This window comes from Dellaglioa sp. CoH-57-MRSF-17, assembly GCF_056782015.1.
The window spans coordinates 204,917-228,434 of sequence record NZ_JBXAXY010000002.1 but is presented as its reverse complement, the minus strand read 5'-3'; the positions used below and the strand labels follow the sequence as shown (position 1 = coordinate 228,434).

Annotated in this window: 21 protein-coding genes; 3 read left to right on the top strand and 18 right to left on the bottom strand. The window is 34.2% G+C overall.

Annotation, left to right across the window (positions count from 1 at the left end):
• Positions 1-24 precede the first annotated feature (24 nt).
• Positions 25-684 carry an HD domain-containing protein gene (locus tag AC1RPJ_RS03060; protein WP_481761319.1) on the top strand — a complete coding sequence of 220 codons (660 nt, stop codon included), beginning with the start codon at positions 25-27 and terminating at the stop codon, positions 682-684.
• Positions 685-726: 42 nt separating this feature from the next.
• Here the strand turns inward: AC1RPJ_RS03060 and xerS are convergent, their stop codons facing one another.
• From xerS to AC1RPJ_RS03045, 3 genes are all read right to left on the bottom strand, one after another.
• The gene (gene xerS / locus AC1RPJ_RS03055; protein WP_409022540.1) at positions 727-1,797 is read right to left on the bottom strand and encodes a tyrosine recombinase XerS; all 1,071 of its coding nucleotides are present in this window, start codon (positions 1,795-1,797) and stop codon (positions 727-729) included.
• Between the two features lie 622 nt (positions 1,798-2,419).
• Positions 2,420-3,286 (bottom strand): DegV family protein, encoded by an 867-nt coding sequence (locus AC1RPJ_RS03050; RefSeq protein ID WP_481761318.1) that lies wholly within the window; start codon positions 3,284-3,286, stop codon positions 2,420-2,422.
• Between the two features lie 27 nt (positions 3,287-3,313).
• Positions 3,314-3,733, bottom strand: a complete 420-nt coding sequence (locus AC1RPJ_RS03045) for a MarR family winged helix-turn-helix transcriptional regulator (protein ID WP_481761317.1) — start codon at positions 3,731-3,733, stop codon at positions 3,314-3,316.
• Positions 3,734-3,888: 155 nt separating this feature from the next.
• On the opposite strand from AC1RPJ_RS03045, the gene AC1RPJ_RS03040 reads away from it, so the two are divergent.
• On the top strand, positions 3,889-5,592 hold the full coding sequence (locus AC1RPJ_RS03040; RefSeq protein WP_481761316.1) for an NFACT RNA binding domain-containing protein: 1,704 nt from the start codon (positions 3,889-3,891) through the stop codon (positions 5,590-5,592).
• A gap of 42 nt (positions 5,593-5,634) precedes the next feature.
• On the opposite strand, the gene pyrE is transcribed toward AC1RPJ_RS03040, so the two are convergent.
• From pyrE to AC1RPJ_RS02985, 11 genes are all read right to left on the bottom strand, one after another.
• Positions 5,635-6,261, bottom strand: coding sequence for an orotate phosphoribosyltransferase (gene pyrE, locus AC1RPJ_RS03035; protein WP_481761315.1), 627 nt, complete (start codon positions 6,259-6,261; stop codon positions 5,635-5,637).
• Positions 6,262-6,975 (bottom strand): orotidine-5'-phosphate decarboxylase, encoded by a 714-nt coding sequence (gene pyrF / locus AC1RPJ_RS03030; protein ID WP_481761408.1) that lies wholly within the window; start codon positions 6,973-6,975, stop codon positions 6,262-6,264.
• A 16-nt stretch (positions 6,976-6,991) separates the two neighbouring features.
• Positions 6,992-10,177: a carbamoyl-phosphate synthase large subunit gene (gene carB, locus AC1RPJ_RS03025; protein ID WP_481761314.1), complete on the bottom strand. Its 3,186-nt coding sequence runs from the start codon at positions 10,175-10,177 to the stop codon at positions 6,992-6,994.
• A 2-nt stretch (positions 10,178-10,179) separates the two neighbouring features.
• Positions 10,180-11,256, bottom strand: coding sequence for a carbamoyl phosphate synthase small subunit (locus tag AC1RPJ_RS03020; protein ID WP_481761313.1), 1,077 nt, complete (start codon positions 11,254-11,256; stop codon positions 10,180-10,182).
• A gap of 3 nt (positions 11,257-11,259) precedes the next feature.
• A complete protein-coding gene (locus tag AC1RPJ_RS03015) occupies positions 11,260-12,549 on the bottom strand; it encodes a dihydroorotase (protein WP_481761312.1) in 1,290 nt (429 codons plus the stop codon).
• Entirely contained in the window at positions 12,546-13,496 is a 951-nt protein-coding gene (locus tag AC1RPJ_RS03010) for an aspartate carbamoyltransferase catalytic subunit (RefSeq protein WP_481761311.1), read from the bottom strand. The genes AC1RPJ_RS03015 and AC1RPJ_RS03010 overlap by 4 nt, the downstream gene beginning before the upstream one ends.
• 14 nt (positions 13,497-13,510) lie before the next feature.
• The gene (locus AC1RPJ_RS03005; RefSeq protein WP_481761310.1) at positions 13,511-14,785 is read right to left on the bottom strand and encodes a solute carrier family 23 protein; all 1,275 of its coding nucleotides are present in this window, start codon (positions 14,783-14,785) and stop codon (positions 13,511-13,513) included.
• A 136-nt stretch (positions 14,786-14,921) separates the two neighbouring features.
• Positions 14,922-15,467: a bifunctional pyr operon transcriptional regulator/uracil phosphoribosyltransferase PyrR gene (pyrR, locus tag AC1RPJ_RS03000; protein ID WP_481761309.1), complete on the bottom strand. Its 546-nt coding sequence runs from the start codon at positions 15,465-15,467 to the stop codon at positions 14,922-14,924.
• A 146-nt stretch (positions 15,468-15,613) separates the two neighbouring features.
• Positions 15,614-16,519, bottom strand: coding sequence for an RluA family pseudouridine synthase (locus tag AC1RPJ_RS02995; RefSeq protein WP_409022551.1), 906 nt, complete (start codon positions 16,517-16,519; stop codon positions 15,614-15,616).
• On the bottom strand, positions 16,516-16,959 hold the full coding sequence (gene lspA / locus AC1RPJ_RS02990; protein ID WP_481761308.1) for a signal peptidase II: 444 nt from the start codon (positions 16,957-16,959) through the stop codon (positions 16,516-16,518). The genes AC1RPJ_RS02995 and lspA overlap by 4 nt, the downstream gene beginning before the upstream one ends.
• Positions 16,960-16,981: 22 nt before the next feature.
• Positions 16,982-18,640 carry a formate--tetrahydrofolate ligase gene (locus AC1RPJ_RS02985; RefSeq protein ID WP_481761307.1) on the bottom strand — a complete coding sequence of 553 codons (1,659 nt, stop codon included), beginning with the start codon at positions 18,638-18,640 and terminating at the stop codon, positions 16,982-16,984.
• A 137-nt stretch (positions 18,641-18,777) separates the two neighbouring features.
• On the opposite strand from AC1RPJ_RS02985, the gene AC1RPJ_RS02980 reads away from it, so the two are divergent.
• Positions 18,778-18,984 carry a cold shock domain-containing protein gene (locus AC1RPJ_RS02980; protein ID WP_409022794.1) on the top strand — a complete coding sequence of 69 codons (207 nt, stop codon included), beginning with the start codon at positions 18,778-18,780 and terminating at the stop codon, positions 18,982-18,984.
• Between the two features lie 62 nt (positions 18,985-19,046).
• On the opposite strand, the gene purD is transcribed toward AC1RPJ_RS02980, so the two are convergent.
• The 4 genes from purD to purM are packed head-to-tail and all read right to left on the bottom strand — an operon-like array spanning position 19,047 to position 23,518.
• The gene (gene purD / locus AC1RPJ_RS02975) at positions 19,047-20,309 is read right to left on the bottom strand and encodes a phosphoribosylamine--glycine ligase (protein WP_481761306.1); all 1,263 of its coding nucleotides are present in this window, start codon (positions 20,307-20,309) and stop codon (positions 19,047-19,049) included.
• Between the two features lie 51 nt (positions 20,310-20,360).
• A complete protein-coding gene (gene purH / locus AC1RPJ_RS02970) occupies positions 20,361-21,899 on the bottom strand; it encodes a bifunctional phosphoribosylaminoimidazolecarboxamide formyltransferase/IMP cyclohydrolase (RefSeq protein ID WP_481761305.1) in 1,539 nt (512 codons plus the stop codon).
• A gap of 4 nt (positions 21,900-21,903) precedes the next feature.
• Positions 21,904-22,482 (bottom strand): phosphoribosylglycinamide formyltransferase, encoded by a 579-nt coding sequence (gene purN / locus AC1RPJ_RS02965; protein ID WP_481761304.1) that lies wholly within the window; start codon positions 22,480-22,482, stop codon positions 21,904-21,906.
• A 1-nt stretch (position 22,483) separates the two neighbouring features.
• Positions 22,484-23,518 (bottom strand): phosphoribosylformylglycinamidine cyclo-ligase, encoded by a 1,035-nt coding sequence (gene purM / locus AC1RPJ_RS02960; protein WP_481761303.1) that lies wholly within the window; start codon positions 23,516-23,518, stop codon positions 22,484-22,486.

The following is a 23,518-nucleotide window of genomic DNA, read 5'->3' as shown; positions in this document are numbered from 1 at the left end:
TTTTTATTTTAAGGAGAATTTAGGATGCTACCTGAAGAACAAATTCAAGCAGTTAAAATATATACGCAAAATAAATTAGCGTCAGATACTTCTGGACATGACTTTGCTCATATTGAACGAGTCGTTACAAATTCAAAAACGATTGCCTCAGAAATTCATAATATCAATTATTTAATAATTGTTCTTAGTAGTTATTTACATGACGTAATTGATGATAAAGTAGTCGATAATGTTAAAGAAGAAGTAACTAATTTAACAAATTTTTTAACATCTATTGATTTAACTTCACTTCAAATTAATGATATTTTAATAATTATTAAATCAATTTCTTTTAAAAACCAATTGAACGATAATACTATTAACTTGCCCGAAGAAGCAAAAGTTGTTCAAGATGCTGATCGATTAGATGCAATTGGTGCTGTCGGTATTGCTAGAACTTTTTATTACGGTGGACATGTTGGCAGTAAAATATATGATCCACATCGTGGTCCAAGAAGAAATATGACCCCAGAAGAATACAGGAATATTGAGAATCAAACGGTCATTAACCATTTCTACGAAAAGTTATTGACACTTACAGAAACAATGAACACTGAACCAGGAAAACGAATGGCTAAAAATAGACATCAAATTATGTTAGATTTCCTTGAGAATTTCAAATCTGAATGGGAAGGAAAGTCATAAAATAAAAACGATTAACTCAATATCGAGTTAATCGTTTTTATTTTATAATTTATTAATAGCATTCCGTTGTTCTTCATCAATCATATGGGTATATAACGCAGTTGCACTTGTCGAACTCTGACCCAATTGTGTTGCTACAAGTTGTTCATTCTTCGTCTCTAGGTACAATTTAGAAGCGAGTGTATGGCGTAGTTTATGCGGCGTAACACGGACTTTAAATGCAGATGAGTACTTGGCTACCAATTTTTCAATTGTACCACTCTCAATGCGTTTTCCAATTCCACGATATGATGAACAAAATAGGGCTTTTTCCATTTTATCTACTTTATAGTTCATTGTACGCACTTCAATATATTTAACAAGATAGGGGATTACCCACGGTGCAATTGGCACAGTATCCTTCTTGCCACCTTTTCGAATGACGGTAATATTATTTGTTTTTAAATTTAAATCAGGTAGGTCACTATTTGCAACTTCTGAAACCCGTAAACCACTACCTAGCATTAAAGCGTTAATAGCAATATCGCGATCTTTATCCCGTTTGAAAAAGGAAAGACCTTTAGGCTTTAACAAATCGGCATATTTTTGATCAATAAAGTTAATATAATCACGATCTTCAGTTCCAAGCATTAATTTATCTTTAATATTTGCTGCACGTGTAGCAAACGTTTCGTTATCTTTTACGACAGTAATTTTTTTCATCACATTACGATAAAAATATGGCTCTCCATCTTCTTTTTCCGTTTCTTCAGAAAGATACCTGAACAATGAAGAAATCGCTGTTAGAGAACGATTTACAGTGCTCCTAGAGAGTTGTGTGTTGCTATTTGCATTATTTGATTTACTTCTAGAAAGTAGGGAGGATTTATATAGTTCCATATCTTCCTTTTTTAAATGTTCTAAAACACTAATATCGATTGTCTTAATTGATTTTTCGTTAACAATACCTTCTGCCAGTAACCAATCAAAAAAACGTCTAAACTCTGTTAAATATTGATATAACGTTGCATTGGATAGGGGGATTGTAGATTTAGATTGATAGTATTCCTGCGCATACCAAGGTTGGTACTGTAATTCATTCTCAATTAATTCTAAATATTTTTCTTTTCTCAAAAATACACCTCATTATAACGGATAGTTTAATACGTAGAGAATAACACATTAAAGAGTTACAATTCAACTTTAATGAAAGTTGAACGCAAAATGTTCTTATATCAAACAGTATGATACATATTATTTAAAATTAGTGTTTATTCACAAAATAACTAATATATTTAATACTTTAGATTTTAAGTAATCCTTATATAGCTAATACCATAATTTGGCAAATTATGGTCGTCATGCTTGATATGTATCTACAAATATTAGTGTTAATTATATAATTTATTGGAGAATAATAATTGTAAATATATTTTATGATGAACAAATTATATTTACATAAAATAAAATGAGCGAGATACAAATACAAAACGAATGATAATTTAAATAGACTTGTTTAAAATCAGTAAGATATTGCGCTACTAAACTTTCATTAAATTGTGTGTTTTAACTAAAGTTGGATAGTGTTAATATGATAAGTCTCAATTTACCACTCATTTGATGCTTTTAAACTTTATCTATTAACTTAAAATTATTTTCTCCGACATACTATTATCTAGTCACAGTTACATCTTAATTATTATTTGAAAACAAAAAACTAACAACCGATTAAACCGGTTGTTAGTTTTAATAACTCTTAAGCTTGATCAAAGTCTTTAATCCACGCTAATGCTAATGCTTTTTCACCTAAATGTGTCCCAATGACTGGTCCAAAGTAACTGATATCAAATGTCATATCAGGATATTTCTTCTTCATTTTAGTCTGCCACTTAATTGCTGACGTTTCATCATTTGCATGAATAATAAGTCCACGTAAAGGATAATCAACAGATGCACGATGCTCTTCAAATAAATCTTCTACACGCTTAATTGCCTTCTTAGTTGATCTAATCTTTTCAAATGCAACAATTTTATTTGAAACACTATCAAATGTTAAAATTGGCTTAATTTTAAGAACACTTCCAATAAAGGCTGAAGCATTAGACAAACGACCGCCTCGTACAAGATTTTGCAAATCATCAACAATGAAATATTCACCTAACGTTGTCTTCAAATCATCTAATCGGGCAATGATATCATCGATAGAGGCATCTTCTTTAGCCATTTTAGCAGCTTCCAAAGCTAAATATCCCATTAACATAACTGTGATACCAGAATCATACGGTATCACACGAGTTGACTCAATTGTTGGTGCTATATTTTTTAAATTATCAATAAATCCTGAAATTGTATTTGTTAAATGAATACTTAAAATAATATCATAGCCTTCGCTACCTAATTTATCATATAAGTTAATCATTTCCCCAACAGAAGGCTGTGAGGTACTTGGAAAGGATGCAGATGTCTTTAATTTTTCATAGAATCCTTCAGTTGTAATATCAACGCCTTCATTATAAATTTTATTGTCAATAATGACTGGGATAGGAATTATAGTAATATTGTTCTCTTCAATCTGATCTTTAGATAGGTACGAAGTACTATCTGTTACAATTGCTATTTTCATTAATTAAACACCTCATTTTATGACGGTTTAAACGTCAGTCCTCGTTAGACTTTTGTCTAAGCGATTTAATAATATTCTTAATAAATTTTGTTCATCTTCTGGCCACTTTTCAAAAATAGTTGCTTCAAGTTCAGTAAAACCTTTATCAACTGCTTTTGACGACTCAACGCCGATTTCAGTCATTGTATAAATCAATTGGCGTTTATCGTCACCGATACTATGCTTATCAAGCATTTCTTTTTCAACTAAGCGTTTTAATTGTCGACTTAGTGTTGAGATATCTAGATCTGTTTCTACGGCCAATTTTTCCTGTGTGTTAAATTTAGCACTTATTTTCTTTAATAACTGCCACTCAGATATTGTTAATTGATTTTTTTTAGTTAAACGTTGTAAAATCACTTTATACTGTTTATCAATTGATAGTAAGTTTTCAAGACTTGTTTTCATTTTGTTGACCCCTTAAATTCGATATACCTTGCATTATACAATATATAGACTAAAAATGGCAAGAAAACTATTCAATAATGATTCTTTGCGATTTATCGTTTAAAACGTTACACTTGTAGTTATTAAACATATTTTATAGAAAGTGAGTTGATTAAATGTCATTTGATGGCGTTTTTACTCATGCAATGATTAGTGAACTAAGAACCAAACTAATCGGTGGTCGGGTCTCAAAAATATCACAACCCTACCCTAATGAGGTTATTATTACAATTCGTGCAAATAGAAAGAATCAACCCTTACTATTATCTGCACATTCAAGTTATGCTCGTGCACAAATTACAAATATTCCCTATTCAAATCCTAAAACACCAACTAATTTTACTATGATGCTTCGTAAATATTTAGAGAGCGGTCAACTTGTAGCAATTGATCAGATTGCTAATGATCGTATTATTAATTTTTCATTTTTAACTAGAAATGAACTTGGTGATGAACAACCTCTAATTTTAAGTTTAGAAATGATGGGACGTTATAGTAATTGTCTACTAATTAATCCAACTAATGATAAGGTTTTGGATACCATTAAACATATTAGTTCAGACCAAAATCGATATCGTATGCTAATACCTGGTGCAACCTATCGTCAGCCACCAGCTCAAGATAAATTAAATCCATTTACAGATACAACTGATACATTTAAAAAACTTTTATCCGAGTTTCCAAATAAGGAAGTCCTAGCGAAGGAACTTCAAAATAGCTATCAAGGTCTCGCTGGTCAATCTAGTTTAGATCTTGCAACTGCACTTCATACTAATGTTGAAGACCCTAGTGTCAGCTGGTCAACTTTCTTCACACAATTTGATACACCGACACCAACTATTTTATCTGGCAAACGTCTTGATTTTTCGGCCATTCCAAATAAAGAAATTGGTACTGGTCAAGAATTCGATTCATTAAGCGAAATGCTGGATACTTACTATCTCGATAAAGCAAATAAAGACCGCGTTCAACAACAAGGTAGCCATTTAATCCGCGTTGTTAAAAATGAGCTCAAAAAGAACCGTGGTAAACAAAAAAAATTAGAAAAAACTTTAAAAAATACTGAAACAGCGGATCAATTACGGGTCCAAGGTGAATTATTAACTACTTATCTTCACTTAGTTAAACAAGGAATGACAGAAGTTTCATTACCTAATTTCTATGATAATGAAAAAGAAATGACCATTCAATTATCCAATCAAATTTCACCTTCAAAAAATGCACAAAAATATTTTAAAAAATATCAAAAACAAAAGAATGCAGTTATATTTGTTAATGAGCAACTTCTCCTAAATAAAAAAGAAATTGCTTACTTAGAAGAAATTCAATCAGAAATCGAGTTAGCTGAACCTAAAGACTTACCAGATATTAAGGTTGAATTACAACAACAAGGTTTATTAAAAGAACAAAAATTGAATAAAAATAAAAAAGCAATTAAAATTAAAATAAGTAAACCAGATGAATATTATGCAACAGATGGAACCCTTATCTCTGTTGGTAAGAATAATCTTCAAAATGATCAACTAACCATGAAGACAGCCAATAAATCTGACATCTGGCTACATGCTAAAAACATTCCTGGTTCCCATGTAATTATTCACAGTTCTAATCCTAGTGATGAAACAGTCACAGAAGCGGCTAACTTAGCTGCTTATTTCTCAAAATATCGTCAATCAGCATCTGTTCCAGTAGATTATATCCAAGTTAAACGGATTAAAAAGCCCAATGGCTCAAAGCCAGGTTTTGTTGTCTACGAAGGTCAAAACTCAACCTTTATTACACCAGACTTACAAAAAATTATGGCTATGCGTCGTAAATAAAAAGTTTCAACTAAGAAATTATTCTTAGTTGAAACTTTTTTACTATAACCAATTACTTGGATTGATACGCCATTTATCCAATAATAATTTTTCATCAGAATTAATTTTTTCTTGTTCCTTAGCTACTTTAATAAGTGTTGAATAATTAGTTAATGTCTCAAAAGGTGTTTTAATATCAGCAAAATTTGTCGTACTTGCCGCTAGTTCATAACTAAAAATACCGATGACACCTAGAACATCAGCGCCTTCATTTTTTGCTGCATTAACTGCTTGAATAACACTTCCACCAGTTGAAATGAGATCATCAATTAAAATAGTTTTTTGTCCTTTGATTAATCGTCCTTCAATTTGTTGACCAGTACCATGATCTTTAGGCTTTGTTCTAACATAAATTAACGGTAAATTTAATTCATTAGCAATCCATGCTGCATGGGGTATTCCTGCAGTTGCCGTTCCTGCAATTACCTCTGTATCAGGATATTTTTCACGAATAATACCTGCTATGCCTTTAGCGATTCTAGTACGAATTTCAGGATAACTAATCGTTAACCGATTATCACAATAAATTGGACTTTTTAGTCCACTTGCCCAAATAAACGGCTTCTTTGGCGATAAAGTTACGGCACCAATCTCTAATAAATCACTGGCAACTGTCTCTGCTAAATTCATTTAAGCTTCCTCCCACATTTTTTTGATTGCTTGGTAAGCAGCAAACGGATCTACTGCTTGCGTTATTGATCGTCCGACAACGATGGCGCTACTTTGATTTCTTTTTGCAGCAGCTGGTGTCATTACTCTTTTTTGATCACTTACTGCCTGCCCTTCCAATCGTATTCCAGGTGTGACTGCCAAAAAGTTTTTGGAAGTTGCTTCCTTAATTATTTTAGCTTCTTGTGCTGAACAAACAACACCCGCTAATCCAGCTAATTCTGTTAACTTAGCGTAATTAACGACACTTTCAATTAATGGTCGTTCAACCAATTGTTCCGTTTCTAGTTGTTCTTGGCTGGTAGAAGTTAATTGTGTAATTGCGATTATTTTCGGCATTTTTATTGAGGAATTACCTTGGTCTAATCCATCTAATGCATATTTCATCATTTCAACGCCACCAGCCGCATGGACTGTTGTTAATGAAATACCTAGTCGACTTAAACTGGTCATAGTTTGCCGAACAGTATTTGGAATATCATGACATTTTAAATCAAGAAAAATGTCATGCCCCTGATCAATTAATTCTTCAACAAAACGAGTTCCTTCACTGTAAAACAATTCCATACCAACTTTAACAAATAGTTGTTCATCTTGAGGAAATAACTGTAAAAAATCTGTCGTTTGCATTCTATTCTGAAAATCTAAAGCAATGATAGGTCGATTAATCATTATCTACTCCCCTTAATTTTTATAGTGCTGCTACTGAAAATGACTGGCTTTCTAACGCTTGAATAAGTACATCAACAGTTTGTAAAGATGTAAACAATGGAATATGTTGCATTACTGATATTTTACGCGTTTGATAACCATATGATGCTTTATCGTGATCATCTGATAGTGTATCGATAACAAATTGAACGGTTCCAGTTTGTAACAAATTATTAATATCATCTAATTGTCGGTTAACGCTTAATGCCTCTGTACTGGTAAACGTTTTAATCTGATTATCTAAAAAGAAATCAACCATTTTTGGTAATGTTAAAACTTTGTAACCAAGTAAAACAAATCGTTGAACAAGTGGTAATATAGCATTTTTATTTTTGTCGTTAACATTTACTAATACGGAACCATTACCTGATAAACTAATATTAGCGGCTACTAATGCTTTGCAGAGTGCTTTAGAAAATGTTTGATCCGTTCCCATAACTTCCCCGGTTGATTTCATTTCTGGTCCTAGAAATGGATCAACATCATTCAATTTACTAAATGAGAACACAGGCGCTTTTACATGAACAGAACTAGATTCTGGGTATAAACCATCCTGGTAACCTTGTTCTTGCAAATCATAACCTAATATAATTTTAGTCGCTACCTGGGTCATTTTAATACCTGTTACTTTACTTAAAAATGGAACGGTACGACTGGCACGTGGATTAACTTCTAAAATATAAAGTTCATCTTGATGCACAATAAATTGAAGGTTCATTAATCCCACACATTTTAGTTCAAGTGCAATCTTTTTAGTTGCATTAACGATTTCTGCTTTAATCTTGTCTGATAGATGTTGTGATGGATATACAGCCATTGAGTCGCCTGAATGAATTCCAGCATGTTCAATATGCTCCATAATTCCTGGAATTAAGACAGAAACACCATCACAAATTGCATCTACTTCACACTCAATACCTTCAAGATAACTATCAATTAAGATTGGATGTTGTGGTGCGATTTTAACGTTATTTAGCAAATATAATTCGAGTTCAACCTGATTTTGAACAATCTCCATTGCACGTCCACCTAAAACATAGCTAGGTCTAACAAGAACGGGATAACCGATTTCTGTTGCTCGCTTAAGCACATCTTCTTGTGTTATTGCAGTCTTACCAATGGGTTGTTTTAATCCTAGATGCTTAATCGCTCGGTTGAATGACTCTCTATCCTCAGCACGATCCAAATTGTTAACAGACGTTCCTAATATTTTAATGCCATACTGTTGTAATCCCGCAGCAAGATTAATTGCTGTCTGTCCACCAAACTGAACGATTACACCTAAAGGTTTATCAACATCAATCACATTTAAAACATCTTCCAATGTTAATGGTTCAAAATATAATTTATCAGCGATTGAAAAATCAGTTGAAACGGTTTCTGGATTACTATTCATGATAATTGCTTCATATCCTGCGTCACGGATAGCTCTAACACAATGAACTGTTGCGTAATCAAATTCAACACCTTGACCAATTCTAATGGGACCAGAACCAATAACCATAATTGCTTGTTTTTTACTCTTTAAACTCTCATTCTCATGTTCGTACGTACTATAAAAGTATGGTGTGGCTGATTCAAATTCCGCAGCACAGGTATCAACCATTTTATAAACTGGAATAATATTATTTTCTATTCTAAACTTTCTAATATCCTCCGAAGTTTCGTGCCAAATATCAGCAATAACTTTATCACTAAAACCATGTTTTTTAGCTTCAATAAGGACGTCAATATCTTTAATATTGATACTTAGCGACATTTCAATTTCGACTATGTGTTTTAATTTATCCAAAAAGACTAAATTTATTTTTGTTAGTTTTTCAATTTCTTCAATTGTGTACCCGCGACGTATTGCTTCTGTTAAATAAAACAATCTCTGGTCAGTTGCATTAACCAACTGGTTTTCAAGTTGGGAGTCAGTTGCATTTTGAGCATTATCTAAGCACAAGTAATCTTCATCAATTTCTAAAGATCGAACTGCTTTTAACAAGCTTTCTTCCATATTACGACCAATTGCCATAACCTCACCAGTTGCCTTCATTTGCGTTCCAAGTGAACGATTTGCTCGATTGAACTTATCAAATGGCCAACGTGGTATTTTAGCAACAACGTAGTCCAATGCTGGTTCGAATTCAGCAAAAGTTGTTTTAGTCACTGGATTTAAAATCTCATCTAAATTCAATCCAACTGCTATTTTGGCAGCTATCTTCGCAATTGGGTATCCCGTTGCTTTTGAAGCTAATGCTGATGAACGACTTACACGCGGATTAACTTCTATAATATTATATTTAAAACTATGAGGATCTAGAGCAAGTTGTACATTACAACCACCTTCTATTTTTAAGGCCCTAATTAATTTCAAGGATACGTCTCGTAACATCTGATACTCTCTATCAGATAAGGTTTGAGTTGGTGCAAAGACAATAGAGTCTCCTGTATGAATACCAACAGGATCAAAATTTTCCATGCTACAAACAACAATTGCATTATCAGCGTGGTCTCGCATAACCTCAAATTCAATTTCCTTGTATCCTGCAATACTCTTTTCTATCAAGCATTGTGTTGTTGGTGATAGCTCTAATCCATTAACAACCGTTTTACTAAGTTCTTCAGCTGTTTTACATAGACCACCACCAGTCCCACCCATTGTAAATGCAGGTCTAACAATAACTGGGTATCCTGCAATATCTGCAAATTCTAGCGCACTCTCTAAGGTTTCAACAGTTAGTGATTCCGGAACGGGTTCATTTAACTCTTGCATTAATTGTTTAAATTGTTCACGATCTTCAGCTTGATCAATTGATTTTAATTTAGTACCTAATAATTCAATGTTTAATTCATCTAATATACCTGATTGAGACAATTCCATAGCTAAATTAAGGCCAATTTGACCACCTAAAGTTGGTACAATGGCATCTGGATACTCTTTACGTAAAATACCTGAAACTGATTCTACCGTTAAAGGTTCAATGTACACTTCGTCTGCAACTTCTTTATCCGTCATAATTGTAGCTGGATTGGAATTCACTAAAACAACTTCGTAACCCTCTTCTTTTAAAGATAAACAAGCTTGTGTACCAGAATAATCAAACTCTGCGGCCTGACCAATAATAATAGGACCAGATCCAAGAACCATTATTTTATGGATATCATTTCTCTTAGGCATATTTATTTTCTCCCAACTCGGTTTATCATTTCAATAAATTCATCAAATAAATAATCTGCATCATGTGGACCAGGCGCAGCATCCGGATGAAATTGGACACTAAATGCTGGATCAGTTTTATGTTTAATTCCTTCAACAGACTCGTCATTAATTTCACGATGTGTCACTATCAGTTTATCTGAATCGATAGAATCGCTATCCACCGCAAATCCATGATTTTGTGAGGTGAAATCAATTCGTCCAGTTGCAATTTCTCTAACCGGATGATTAAATCCACGATGTCCGAATTTCATTTTATATGTATCTGCACCGTTTGCTAGTGCTAGTAACTGATGTCCTAAACAAATACCAAAAATCGGAAATTTAGGTTGTATCATTTTGATCATCTCAACAACCTCCGGTAAAGTTTTGGGATCCCCTGGCCCATTCGATAATAGGACACCATCAGGTTGTAAATCAGATATTTGTTTTGCAGTTGCATTATACGGTAAAACAATTACGTTGCAATCACGCTTAGATAACTCTCGCAAAATACTGTGCTTTAACCCAAAATCGACTAATACAATGTTTAATTTTGTTCCAGGATTAGGATAGGGTTTAATCGTTGAAACTTGTTGGACGATATTTTGGTTGAGTACAGTTGCACTCATTGCATCAAAGGCATGATTTAAATCAGCATCGGAATCAATAATGCTTCCTTTCATCGTTCCTACATTTCGTAATTTCTTTGTTAATTCGCGTGTATCAATGCCATATATTCCAGGAATATCCTTCTGTTTTAAAAATTCATCTAAGGTTAATTGTTGACGCCAATTGCTAGAAACCCTAGCAACATTATTAACGATAACGCCCTTGCATGAAGGTTCTATTGATTCATAATCATCCAAATTAACACCATAATTACCAATAATAGGATTAGTAAACGTGATAATTTGATTACTGAATGATTGATCTGTAATCGTTTCTTGGTACCCTGTCATTCCAGTCGTAAAAACGACTTCGCCAGTAGTTGAGGCCATTGCTCCAAAACTAAATCCTTTAAAAATACTTCCGTCTTCTAAAATTAAGAATCGTTTCATGATTTACTCAACCTTTCGACTATCATATTTGATTTCACCGCTAACTAGCGTTAACATTGTTTTCCCATAAATTTTTTGCCCTGTAAAAGGACTATTTTTACCTTTTGAGACATAATCTGCTTCATTAATTGTTTGCTCATTTTTGATATCAAAAATTGCAATATCTGCTACTGAACCAGGCTCAAACGTACCACCATTTAGATTAAACTGTTTGGCTGGCGCTTCACTCATTAGAACAATAAGTTGGGCTAATGTTAAAATCCCTGTTTTAACCATTCTTGTATATAACAACGGAAAGGCCGTTTCACTTCCAGTTATACCAAAAGCGGCATTAAGCATGCTACCGCGTTTTTCATCTTCACTATGTGGTGCATGATCTGTCGCAATCATATCGATTGTGCCATCTAATAATCCCTCGATCAAAGCTAGGCGATCTTCTTCAGTTCGTAATGGGGGGTTCATTTTAAAATTACCATTATCCATATGAATGTCTGAATCCGTTAATAATAAATGATGTGGTGAAACTTCACAGGAAACATTAATTCCATGACTCTTAGCAAGTCGAATTAATTCCACACTTTCTTTTGTAGAAACGTGACACATATGATAGTGAACACCCGTTTTTTGTGCAAGCATTAAATCTCGGGCTAATTGTGATGATTCTACAACCCCCATAATACCAGGTAGCCCTAGATTTTTTGCACGAACACCTTCGTTCATGACGCCACCAAATAATAATGAGTTATCTTCAACATGAGAGACAAGTGGTAAATTAACCTTTACTGCTTCTTTCATTGCAAGATACATTGTTCCAGCTGTCTGAATACCTGAGCCATCATTTGTAAAGGCGAATGCCCCGGCTTTTTTTAATTCTCCAAAATTTACTAATTCTTCAGAAGTTCTACCTTTGGTAATTGCAGCATATTGGGAAATATGTACTTGTCCGTCTTTTTGATTACGTCGCTTTATTTCAGCAAAATGTTCTAACGTATCAGGAACAGGATCTAAATTAGGCATGGCTCCTACTGTGGTAAAACCACCTCGGGCAGCGGCCTGACTTCCTGTCTTAATCGTCTCTTTGTATTCAAATCCAGGTTCCCTGTAATGGACATGAACGTCAATTAACCCGGGTACAACAATTAAATGTTCTGCATCAATAACTAAATCAACATTTAACAGTTCATCAGCTAAATTAGTGCCAATTGCTTTAATTTTGTCGTCTTCAATCAAGATATCTTGTTGGCTAAAACTATGATTCAAAAAAACGGTTCCGTTTTTAATTAATTTCTTCATGCTCTATTAGCCTCCATTAAATGACGTCCGTTAATGACAGCTTCTAAAATGGCCATTCTAACAAATACCCCATTCGTCATTTGTTTTACAAATCGTGATTGTTCACATTCAACTAATTCACTGGCTAATTCTACATCTCTATTAATCGGACCCGGATGCATAATAATTGTTTGTTTTTTTAATTTTTTACCGCGTTCAATACTTAATCCAAATTTTTCATGATAATTCTTTTTCGAAAATTTACTATCATCCGTATGACGCTCATGTTGGACACGTAGCATCATCATAACATCAACTTCACCAACTAATTCGTCCATTTCTAAATACTGACCGTATGCTTCAAATTCTTCAGAAAACCATTCCTTTGGACCTGAAAAGTATAATGAAGCACCTAATTTTTTTAATAATTGCATATTACTTTTAGCAACTCTCGAATTAGTTAAATCTCCTACAATTGCAACTTTTAAGTCTTTAAATGTCCCAAACTCTTCTTTAATCGTCATCATATCGAGTAAACATTGTGAAGGATGTTGTCCACTCCCATCTCCACCATTGATAATACCAACTCCCAAATCATTATCACCAATTAATTGTTGATAATATTCATTCTCAGGATGGCGGATAACTGCGATTTGAGTCCCAATAGCACCCATTGTTAAAACAGTATCGTATAAAGTTTCACCTTTACTGAGTGCACTAATACTTGGATTAAATGAGACAATGTTTAATTTCATACGTTGCTCAGCTACTTCAAAGCTACTATGTGTTCTGGTACTATTTTCAAAAAATAAATTTGTTGTAAAGATAGGATGTTTTAAGTTAAATAATGACGGATTTCGTTTAAACTTTTCAGCTCTTTCAATTAATGCTTCAACTTCTTCTGTAGATAGATCCTCGATTGATACTAAATGTTGTAACTGAACTAAATTTGTCTTTTTATCTAACAAAATATCATCTCCTATTATTTTTCGCTTTTAGCTTCTTTAGGTAAAATAAGGTTTAGTGCAATACCTACTACTGTTGCAAGTGCAATACTTGTTAATTGTAAATCGCCTACTTTTAAGTACATGCCACCAATTCCTAACACTAGGATACTGGCAGTAATCATCAGATTATGCTTTTTATCATAATCAATTTGATTATCGATTAAGATTCTTAACCCACTTGAAGCAATAACACCAAAGAGTAGAAAACTAATACCACCAATAACTGGTCCTGGAATACTTTGAATCAAAGCACTAATTTTTCCAACGAAACTAAAGACAATGGCGAAGAATGCGGCGCCACCAATCACCCAAATACTATGAACCTTAGTCATGGCTAAAACACCAATATTTTCACCGTACGAAGTTGTTGGAGGACCTCCAACAAATCCAGCAATAATTGATGATACACCATCACCGAAAAGGGTTCTATTTAGTCCAGGATCCTTGAAAAAGTTTCTTTTCGTTAATTTATTTAAAACCATTATATGACCCATATGCTCAGTCATTGTGACAAATGCGATTGGTGCCATACCAATAATGGCGCTCCAATAAATTTTAGGTTGGTAATTTATAAATGCAACATCGAATGCAGGTAATGTAAGCCAATTTGCCTTTTCTACCGTAGAAAAATCAACGATTCCACATAAGACGGCCATAATGTAGCCACAGACAATTCCTAATAAAATGGGAATTAAACTAATGAATCCTTTAAGATACATATTGAAAAATATTGTAATGGCCAGGGTGAAGATTGCGACCCAAACATATTTAATATCATAAGTACCCGATTTTAACATCGCGTTACTTGCTGCTGTTGTTGCCATAGATAATCCGATGACCATGACAACTGGCCCCACGACAACTGGTGGTAAAATACGATCAAGCCAACCTGAACCAACTTTTCCGATAATAATTGAAACAATCAGATAAACTAATCCAGCTGCAATCGTTCCTTGAGCAACCGCCGGATAACCGGATGTTTTCATTAACATTTGCATAACCGCAATAAAAGCAAAACTTGAACCAAGGTAAGCTGGAATTTTACCATTTGTAATTCCGATATAAACCAAAGTACCTACACCTGAACTAAATAAAGCAATACTTGGGTTCAAACCGACTAGAATAGGTACTAAAACTGTTGCTCCAAACATCGTGAACAAATGTTGAATTGATAATCCCATCCATTGCCCAAATGATGGTCTATCATGGATATCAAGTACAGCATCATCATTTCTAAACTTTTCTTTCATTTTCTCATTTCCTTTCTATATAAAAAACGCACCTCTATAGAGAGATGCGTTCGAAGTTGAAATCTAGTTTGGGCCTACGTTATTCCCTAATAGATTTCTAAATCGTTTGCTCTCTCTGGAACATCTTAACGATTTATTATTTAATTCTTTCAATTTCAATTGAGTCTTTGCCATCAATTTCTTCTACTGAAACTGATACTTGTTCATCTGACGAGGTAGGAATATTTTTCCCAACATAATCAGCTCTTATTGGTAATTCTCTATGGCCTCGATCAACAAGAACGGCTAAATTAATAGTTTGAGGTCTTCCTTGATCCATTAAAGCATCAAGTGCAGCTCTAATTGTACGTCCAGTATATAAAACATCATCAATTAATATAACTTGCTTACCTGTAATATCAAAATCAATTTGTTCACCTTGCGTATTAACAGTTGGTTCATTACCTAAACTTGCATCATGTCGGTCATCACGATAAAGTGCAATATCTAGTGAACCCACTGAAACATCAGCACCTTCAAGTTGTTTTAAGCGATCCGCAATTCGTCTTGCTAAATAGATGCCTCTTGTTTTGATTCCAATCAGTACCAGATTATCAATACCTTTATTCTTTTCAATAATTTCGTATGTCATTCTGGTTAAAGCACGTTTCATACCTAACGAATCTACTACTTCTTTTGCCATCTAGTATTCCTCCTTTTTTCCAATAAAAAAGCCCCCTAATCTAAAAATACTTAGACTAAGAGGCAGACTTCTAGAAAAGAAATCTATTCGCACATTACCTTTTAGTCTCACAGGACTATTTTAAAGGAACTTTATTGATTTTCATGTTACCTGATAGCGTTTGTTTTGTCAAGATAATCCAGCGTACTTTTAAAAATAGGTGGGATTGGTACTTCAAAAATAAGCTCTTTACCCGTTGTTGGATGCTTAAATCCAAGCTTAGCTGCATGTAAAAATTGACCATGCCCTTTAATTGTTTTACGTGACCCATATAAGGGATCACCTACAACTGGGTGCCCAATATATTGCATGTGAACACGAATTTGATGTGTACGACCTGTTTCTAACTGACACTTAATAAGTGAGTAGTTTTCATAATTTTTTTCCACTTTAAAATGTGTCACTGCTGGACGTCCATCTTTAACAACCGCTTGCTTCATACGATCTTTTGGTGAACGACCGAGTGGTGCTTTAATAATTCCTGATTCTTCTTTAATCGGTTGGTGTACTAAAGCAATATATTCACGAATATTCGTTTTTGCTTTCAATTGAGCAGCTAATGATTGATGTGCTTTATCATTTTTAGCAACCATTAAAAGTCCAGAAGTATCCTTATCAATTCGATGAACAATTCCTGGTCTAAAGGCACCATTAATTGTTGATAAAGGACTATGGAATAATAATGCATTAACTAATGTACCATCTGCATGCCCCGGTGATGGATGAACAACCATACCTTGCGGTTTATTCACAACAATAACATCATCATCTTCATAAACAATGTCTAATGGGATATCTTGTGGTATTAAATCTAACTCAACTGGTTCAGGTTCTACTAAATTAATTTTATCTCCTGGTTGGACGGCATATTTAGTCTTTTCTGTTTTACCATTAACTAAAATATCGCCACTTTCAATCCAGCGTTGTACTTTTGATCTAGATATTTCAGGCATTAACTTCGCAATAACCTTATCGAGACGTCCTGTCTCATCTTGAATTACTAATTCTGTCATTTATCGTCTTCCTTTAAAACAATTATTAATAAAATGATAACGCCAACTGTTAACGCAGTATCCGCCACGTTAAAAATTGGAAAGTTAACAAAATCTGTTTGAAACATATCAACAACATAACCAAATCTCAATCGATCAATAAAGTTGCCTAATGTTCCAGCAATCATCAATGTAATGCTGAACTTATAGCCCATGTTTGTTCTATATTTATAAAAGTAATAAATCATTAATCCTAATGCTAAAACAGAAACAATAAAAAAGAACCATTGTTTTCCAGCCAGTAAACTCCAAGCTGCACCATCGTTTCTAATATTAGCAATCGATAAAAAATTAGGTATAACTGTTTGACTCGTGTTCAACGCAATATTAGCTGAAACCACGTATTTCACTACTTGATCTACAACTAAAATAATTATTGCTAATAATGCATATAAAATCATATTAAATCCTCTTAATTCTTAATTAATATAACCCTGAAATTAGGCCATTATCGTCAATATCCATATGATTTGCAGCTGGATCTTTAGGTAATCCAGGCATCGTTAGGACATTTCCAGTTAGTGCAACTAAGAAACGCGATCCTAATTTAGGATTAAATTCACGTATATGAATTGTAAATTCCGTAGGTGCTCCTAACAGTTTAGCATTATCTGACAATGAATACTGTGTTTTTGCCATACAAATAGGTAATTTATCCCATCCCAATTCTTTAAACTGACGTAATTGCTGTTTTGCTTTAGGTGCATATTCAACTTTAGCGCCACCATAAATCGTTTTAACAATTTTTTCAATTTTAGTTTCAGCAGAATCATCAGCCTCGTACAATGCTTTAAATTCATGAATCTCATTCGTTGTTTCAATCACCTTTTTTGCTAAATCAAGAGCACCGGCACCACCTTGTCCCCAAACATCTGCAGGTATAGCGGAAACACCAATTTCAGAGGTAAGTTCAATCAAAGTTTGGACTTCAAGATCTGTATCAGCAGTAAACTTGTTAATAGCAACAACAACTGGAATGCCATAACGCTGCATACTTTCAACATGCTTCTTTAAATTAACAAATCCTGCTTTTAAAGCAGCAACATTTTCAGTATTCAATTCAGTTTTAGCAACTCCGCCATGCATTTTCAAAGCGCGGATTGTAGCAACAAGAACAATTGTATCAGGTGTCTTACCTAAGATTGGTGTTTTGATATCAAGAAATTTTTCAGCACCTAAGTCAGCCCCAAATCCCGCTTCCGTAATTGCATAGTCGCCCAATTGTAAGGCAGTTTGTGTTGCAAGAACACTATTACAGCCATGTGCGATATTAGCAAAAGGTCCGCCGTGAATAATGGCAGGTGTATGCTCTAAAGTCTGAACTAAATTAGGTTTAATTGCATCTTTTAATAACAAACTAATTGCACCAGTTACACCTAAATCAGCAACTGTAATTGGTTTTTTATCTATATTGTATGCTACAACAATATCACTGATTCTTGATTTTAGATCTTTAATATCTTTTGACAAACACAAAATAGCCATTAATTCACTGGCAACTGTAATATCAAATCCATCTTCTCTAGGTATCCCTTGCATTGGGCCACCAAGGCCTACTACAACATGGCGTAATGCACGATCGTTAATATCAAGTACTCGTTTCCAAATGATACGTCTTTGATCAATTTTTAAATCGTTACCTTGCTGAATATGATTATCAATCAAAGCAGCAAGTGTATTATTTGCAGTTGTTAAAGCATGCATATCACCTGTAAAGTGTAAATTAATATCTTCCATTGGGACAACTTGAGAATAACCACCACCAGTTGCGCCACCCTTCATCCCCATAACAGGACCTAAAGAAGGTTCTCTGAGAGCAATCATAACTTTCTCATTCAAACGATGCATAGCATCCCCTAAACCAACTGTTACGGTTGATTTACCTTCTCCAGCTGGAGTGGGACTAATTGCTGTAACGAGAATTAACTTAGAATTTTTATTTTTAGGTAAATCTAAAGGTAAGTTTATTTTTGCCTTAAAATTACCATATGGTTCAATATCAGTTTTTTTCAAACCAATCTCGTTAGCTACTTCTTCGATTGGTTTCATCACGTTTTTTTGTGCAATTTCTATATCGTTCAAATTGATCATCCCTTCATATTAAGTTCTTTTAAGTATAACTGAGAAAACTGCGATTGTCATTAGTTGCACTACTGGTTAAAGTTACCTATACTGTAGAAGTACTTAAACTTTACGACCAATTTTGGGAGGCGTTTGATATGGAATCTGGCATTGTTGAATGGTTTAGCGCACAAAAAGGTTATGGATTCATTGCTTATGGTGATGAAAAAGAGATATTTGTCCATTATACCGCTATACAATCTGACGCATTTAAAGTACTTGGAACTGGTCAAAATGTAACATTTGAAATTAAAGAAGGTAGCCGTGGTTTACAGGCCGCAAATGTTTCAATTGTCACTAATTAATCTGTCATAAACTCATAAAACGTTCATGCTTACTTGTACTATAAGTAAACATGAACGTTTTTTTATTTTAGATTCGCCCTATAACCAATATCCATTCTGTAAAATGTTTTGTGTGCTTCAAAATCAGCAATTAACTGATAAAGTTTCTGTTGTGCATCTGCCATGTCTACGCCTGATTCATGCATAATATAAATGCGTCCACCTGCACTAACTAATTTCTTATCAACTAATTTTACACCTGCAAAATCAATTCTGTTGGAAAGTGACTTAAAGTCACTTAAATTGGGTAATGTAATATTTTTTTCAGGATTTTCTGGATACCCATCAGCGGCAATAACGACACCTAGAGTGATTCCCTCTGTTTCCCATTGTAAAGATGGACTTTCATGCTGCAATAATTTTGAAATAACTAATGCAAAATCCGTTTTTAATCTTGGTAATACGACTTCAGTTTCGGGGTCGCCAAACCGAACATTGTATTCAATTACTTTTGGACCGTCTTTAGTTAAAATTACTCCCACATATAAAATACCTGTGAATGGAATACCACGTTTCATCATTTCATCCGCTGTTGGCTGAACAATTTTTTCAATTGATTCCGTAACAACATCTTCTGAAATTTGTGGAACTGGACAATATGCGCCCATTCCGCCGGTATTAGGACCATTATCTCCCTCAAATGCCCGTTTATGGTCTTGAGAAATTGGCATCGGATAAACTTTATCTCGATCAATAAATGCCATCAATGAAAATTCTTCACCCTCAAGGTACTCTTCAATTAATACTTCTGTTGTATTAAATTGTTGTTGGACTAAAAATGAACGCAAAGCATCAGTTGCTTCTGATAGATCTTGAGCAATAATAACGCCCTTACCACCAGCTAATCCATTTGCTTTAATAACTATTGGGAATGATTGGTGCGTCATATAATCTAATGCAGTCTGGTAATCGGTAAATGTCTGATAGTTAGCTGTCGGGATATTGGCTGACGCCATAACTTGTTTCGCAAATTCCTTTGACCCCTCTAACTGGGCAGCGGCTTTTGAAGGCCCATATATAACTAGGTTTTCTTCACGAAAAAAATCAGTTATGCCATCTATCAGTGGAATTTCTGGTCCAACAAAAGTCCAATCAATGTCATTTTCACGGACAAAGGTTGTCATGCCAATCCAATTAGTGATATCAATACCCACAGATTTAATCCCGTTGTTATTCATCCCAGGGTTTCCGGGTAAACAGTAAACATCTGAGACAGTATCACTTTCAATAAATTTACGTGCGATGGCATGTTCACGTCCGCCAGAACCAATAACTAAAATTTTCATTATTTAAAATAATCCTTTCATAGGTTAAAAAGATAGACTCATTTTAACAATTTAATGTTTGAAATGACGACGGCCACTAAATACCATAGCAATATTTTTGCGATTAGCCATATCAATTGACTCTTGGTCTTTAATTGACCCTCCCGGTTGAATAATTGCCGTAATACCATGATCAGCAGCATATTCAACACTATCATCCATTGGGAAGTAAGCATCTGAAGCTAAGACAAATGGTTCTACCATCCCATGTTCTAGTGCTTGCTCTAACGCAATTTTAACCGATCCGACACGGTTCATTTGACCCGCACCAATTCCAAGTGTTTGATCCTTAGTTGCAATTACAATCGCATTACTCTTAACATGCTTCACAATTCTTTGAGCGAATAATATTGCTTCTTTTTCATCACTTGTTGGTAATTTTTCAGTTACCGTTTTTAATTCTTCCATTTGGTCAATGACTTGATCACGTTCTTGAACAAGTAAGCCACCCATCACTGAGACATATTCATATTTATCAGCTTGGTCCTTTTGACTGAAATCAATTGTCATAACACGAAGATTTTTCTTCTTAGCTAAAATATCATATGCAGCATCTGTGAAGTTTGGTGCGATAATAATTTCAAGGAATAAATGATGTAATTCAGTTGCTGTTTCTAAATCAACTTCACGATTTAAGGCAATAATGCCTCCGAAAATTGACGTTTTATCAGCATCAAATGCTTTTTTCCATGCAGCATTAATCGTTTCTCCAGTACCAACCCCACAAGGATTCATATGTTTCATCGCAACGACAGCAGGTTGCTTAAATTCTGAGACAACTTTTAAAGCAGCGTCGGCATCTTTAATATTGTTATACGATAACTCTTTACCATGTAATTGTTTAGCGGCAGCAATCGAAAAAGCATTTGGTAAAGCTGATTGATAGAAAGCCGCTTTTTGATGTGCATTTTCACCATAACGCATTCCTTGTTTGAAATCATATGTTAATGACAATTTTTCAGGAAATTCAATTTCTAATTCTTTTGTTAAATAAGATGATATTAAAGTATCATATGCAGCCGTGTGTCTAAACGCTTTAGCTGCTAATTGTCGACGAAACTGATTATCCATTTTATCATCATCGAGTTTATCTAAAACAGACGGATAATCAGCTTTATCGACAACAACATAAACAGATTCAAAATTTTTGGCAGCAGAACGCAACATTGAAGGCCCACCAATATCGATTTGCTCAATAGCTTCTGACTCAGTAATACCAGGTTTTTCAATCGTTTCTTTAAAGGGATATAAGTTTACACAAACTAAATCGATTAAGGCAATATGTTCTTCTTCTAATTTAGCCATATGAGCTGGATTGTCACGCCTTGCTAATAACCCACCATGAATCATTGGGTGTAATGTTTTAACTCGTCCATCAAGCATTTCTGGAAAGTGAGTCACATCTTCAATTCTAATTACAGCGATATCGGCATCCTTTAAAATATTAAACGTACCACCAGTTGAAATAATTTCAAATCCACGTTTGATTAATCCCTGAGCGAAGTCTGCAACACCAGTTTTATCAGATACACTTATCAAAGCTCTTTTCATCTTATTAATCTCCCTTTTTATTGTTTAATAAATTTAGAATCACCTTTGGATATAGTTGGTGTTCAACATCATGAATCTTACTTTCCAATTGTTCAAGTGTTTCATTTGGTAAAATAGGAATACTTTGTTGCGCTATAATTGGCCCCGTATCAACACCTTCGTCAATGTAGTGTATCGTCACACCAGTTACACTAACACCTGCCTTATACGCATCCTCAATTCCATGAATACCTGGAAAAAGGGGTAACATTGCGGGATGAATATTAATAATTTCCATCGGATACTTACTCAATAATGTACTTGTAATCACACGCATATAACCCGCCAATAAAATGGTGTCGATTTGATACTTAGCTAATTCATTAACAATCACTTGTTCATAATGACTACGATTTTCAAAGTCTTTAGGTTGAATAATAAAGGTTGGAATTCCTCTACGTGCTGCCTTTTTAATGACAGCCGCTTTTGGTCGATCACAAACTAAAACTTCAATTTCTAATCCTGCATCTTTTAATGCCTGATTATCTGCAATAAATTCAAAATTAGAACCGGTCCCTGATGCAAAAATTGCTACTTTGACCATTTTATTTACCTACCAATTCGACCGTTTGATCAGTATTTTTAATTTCTATACTGCCTATTTCATAAGCGTGTACAGTTTCTTTATTTAATTGTGTCAGCACCTGTTCAACGTTAGCTTTATCAACAGCCAAAACCATTCCAATACCCATATTAAAAATTTCATACATCTCTGAATGGGGTATCTCACCGTATCTAGAGATGGCATCAAAAATTGGTAGTACTGGCCATAATCCTAGATTAATTGTTGCTTTTAGCCCTTCTGGTAACATTCTTGGTATATTTTCAATAAAGCCACCACCTGTAATATGTGCTGCGCCTTTAATCAAATTATCTTGAAATAAAGGAATCAGATCATCTACATAAATTTTTGTTGGTGTCATTAATATTTCAGCAAGTGATTCATTAGGTATTTCTGGTAAAGCTTCATCTAAATTAAAAGCCATGTCTTCAAGAAATATCTTTCTAACAAGTGAGAATCCATTTGAATGAATACCGGTTGACGAAATTCCAATTAAAATGTCATTTTCTTGAATTGAATGACCATCTATTAATTGACTTTTTTCAACAACACCAACCGCAAATCCGGCCATATCATAATGTGTTTTTTGATACATCCCTGGCATTTCAGCTGTTTCACCACCAATAAGATTCATATGTGCTGTTTGACATCCTTTAATTACCCCAGAAATAATACTTTCAATTTTTTGAGGTTCAGTTTTGCCAGTCGCTAAGTAGTCCAAAAAGTATAGAGGCGTTGCACCCTGAGCAACAATGTCATTAACACACATAGCCACACAATCAATCCCAATTGTGTCATGTCGATTTGTTTCAAAGGCAACCATCAATTTGGTGCCAACGCCATCAGTACCTGAAACCATAAGTGGCTCTATAATACCTAATCGACTGAGATCAAAGAGTCCTCCAAATCCACCAACTGAACTTGTTTCATTTACCAGTGACATTTGTTTATTAATTCGATTAACGACGTCATACCCTGCATTCACATCAACACCCGATTTTTGATAAGCATTTACCAT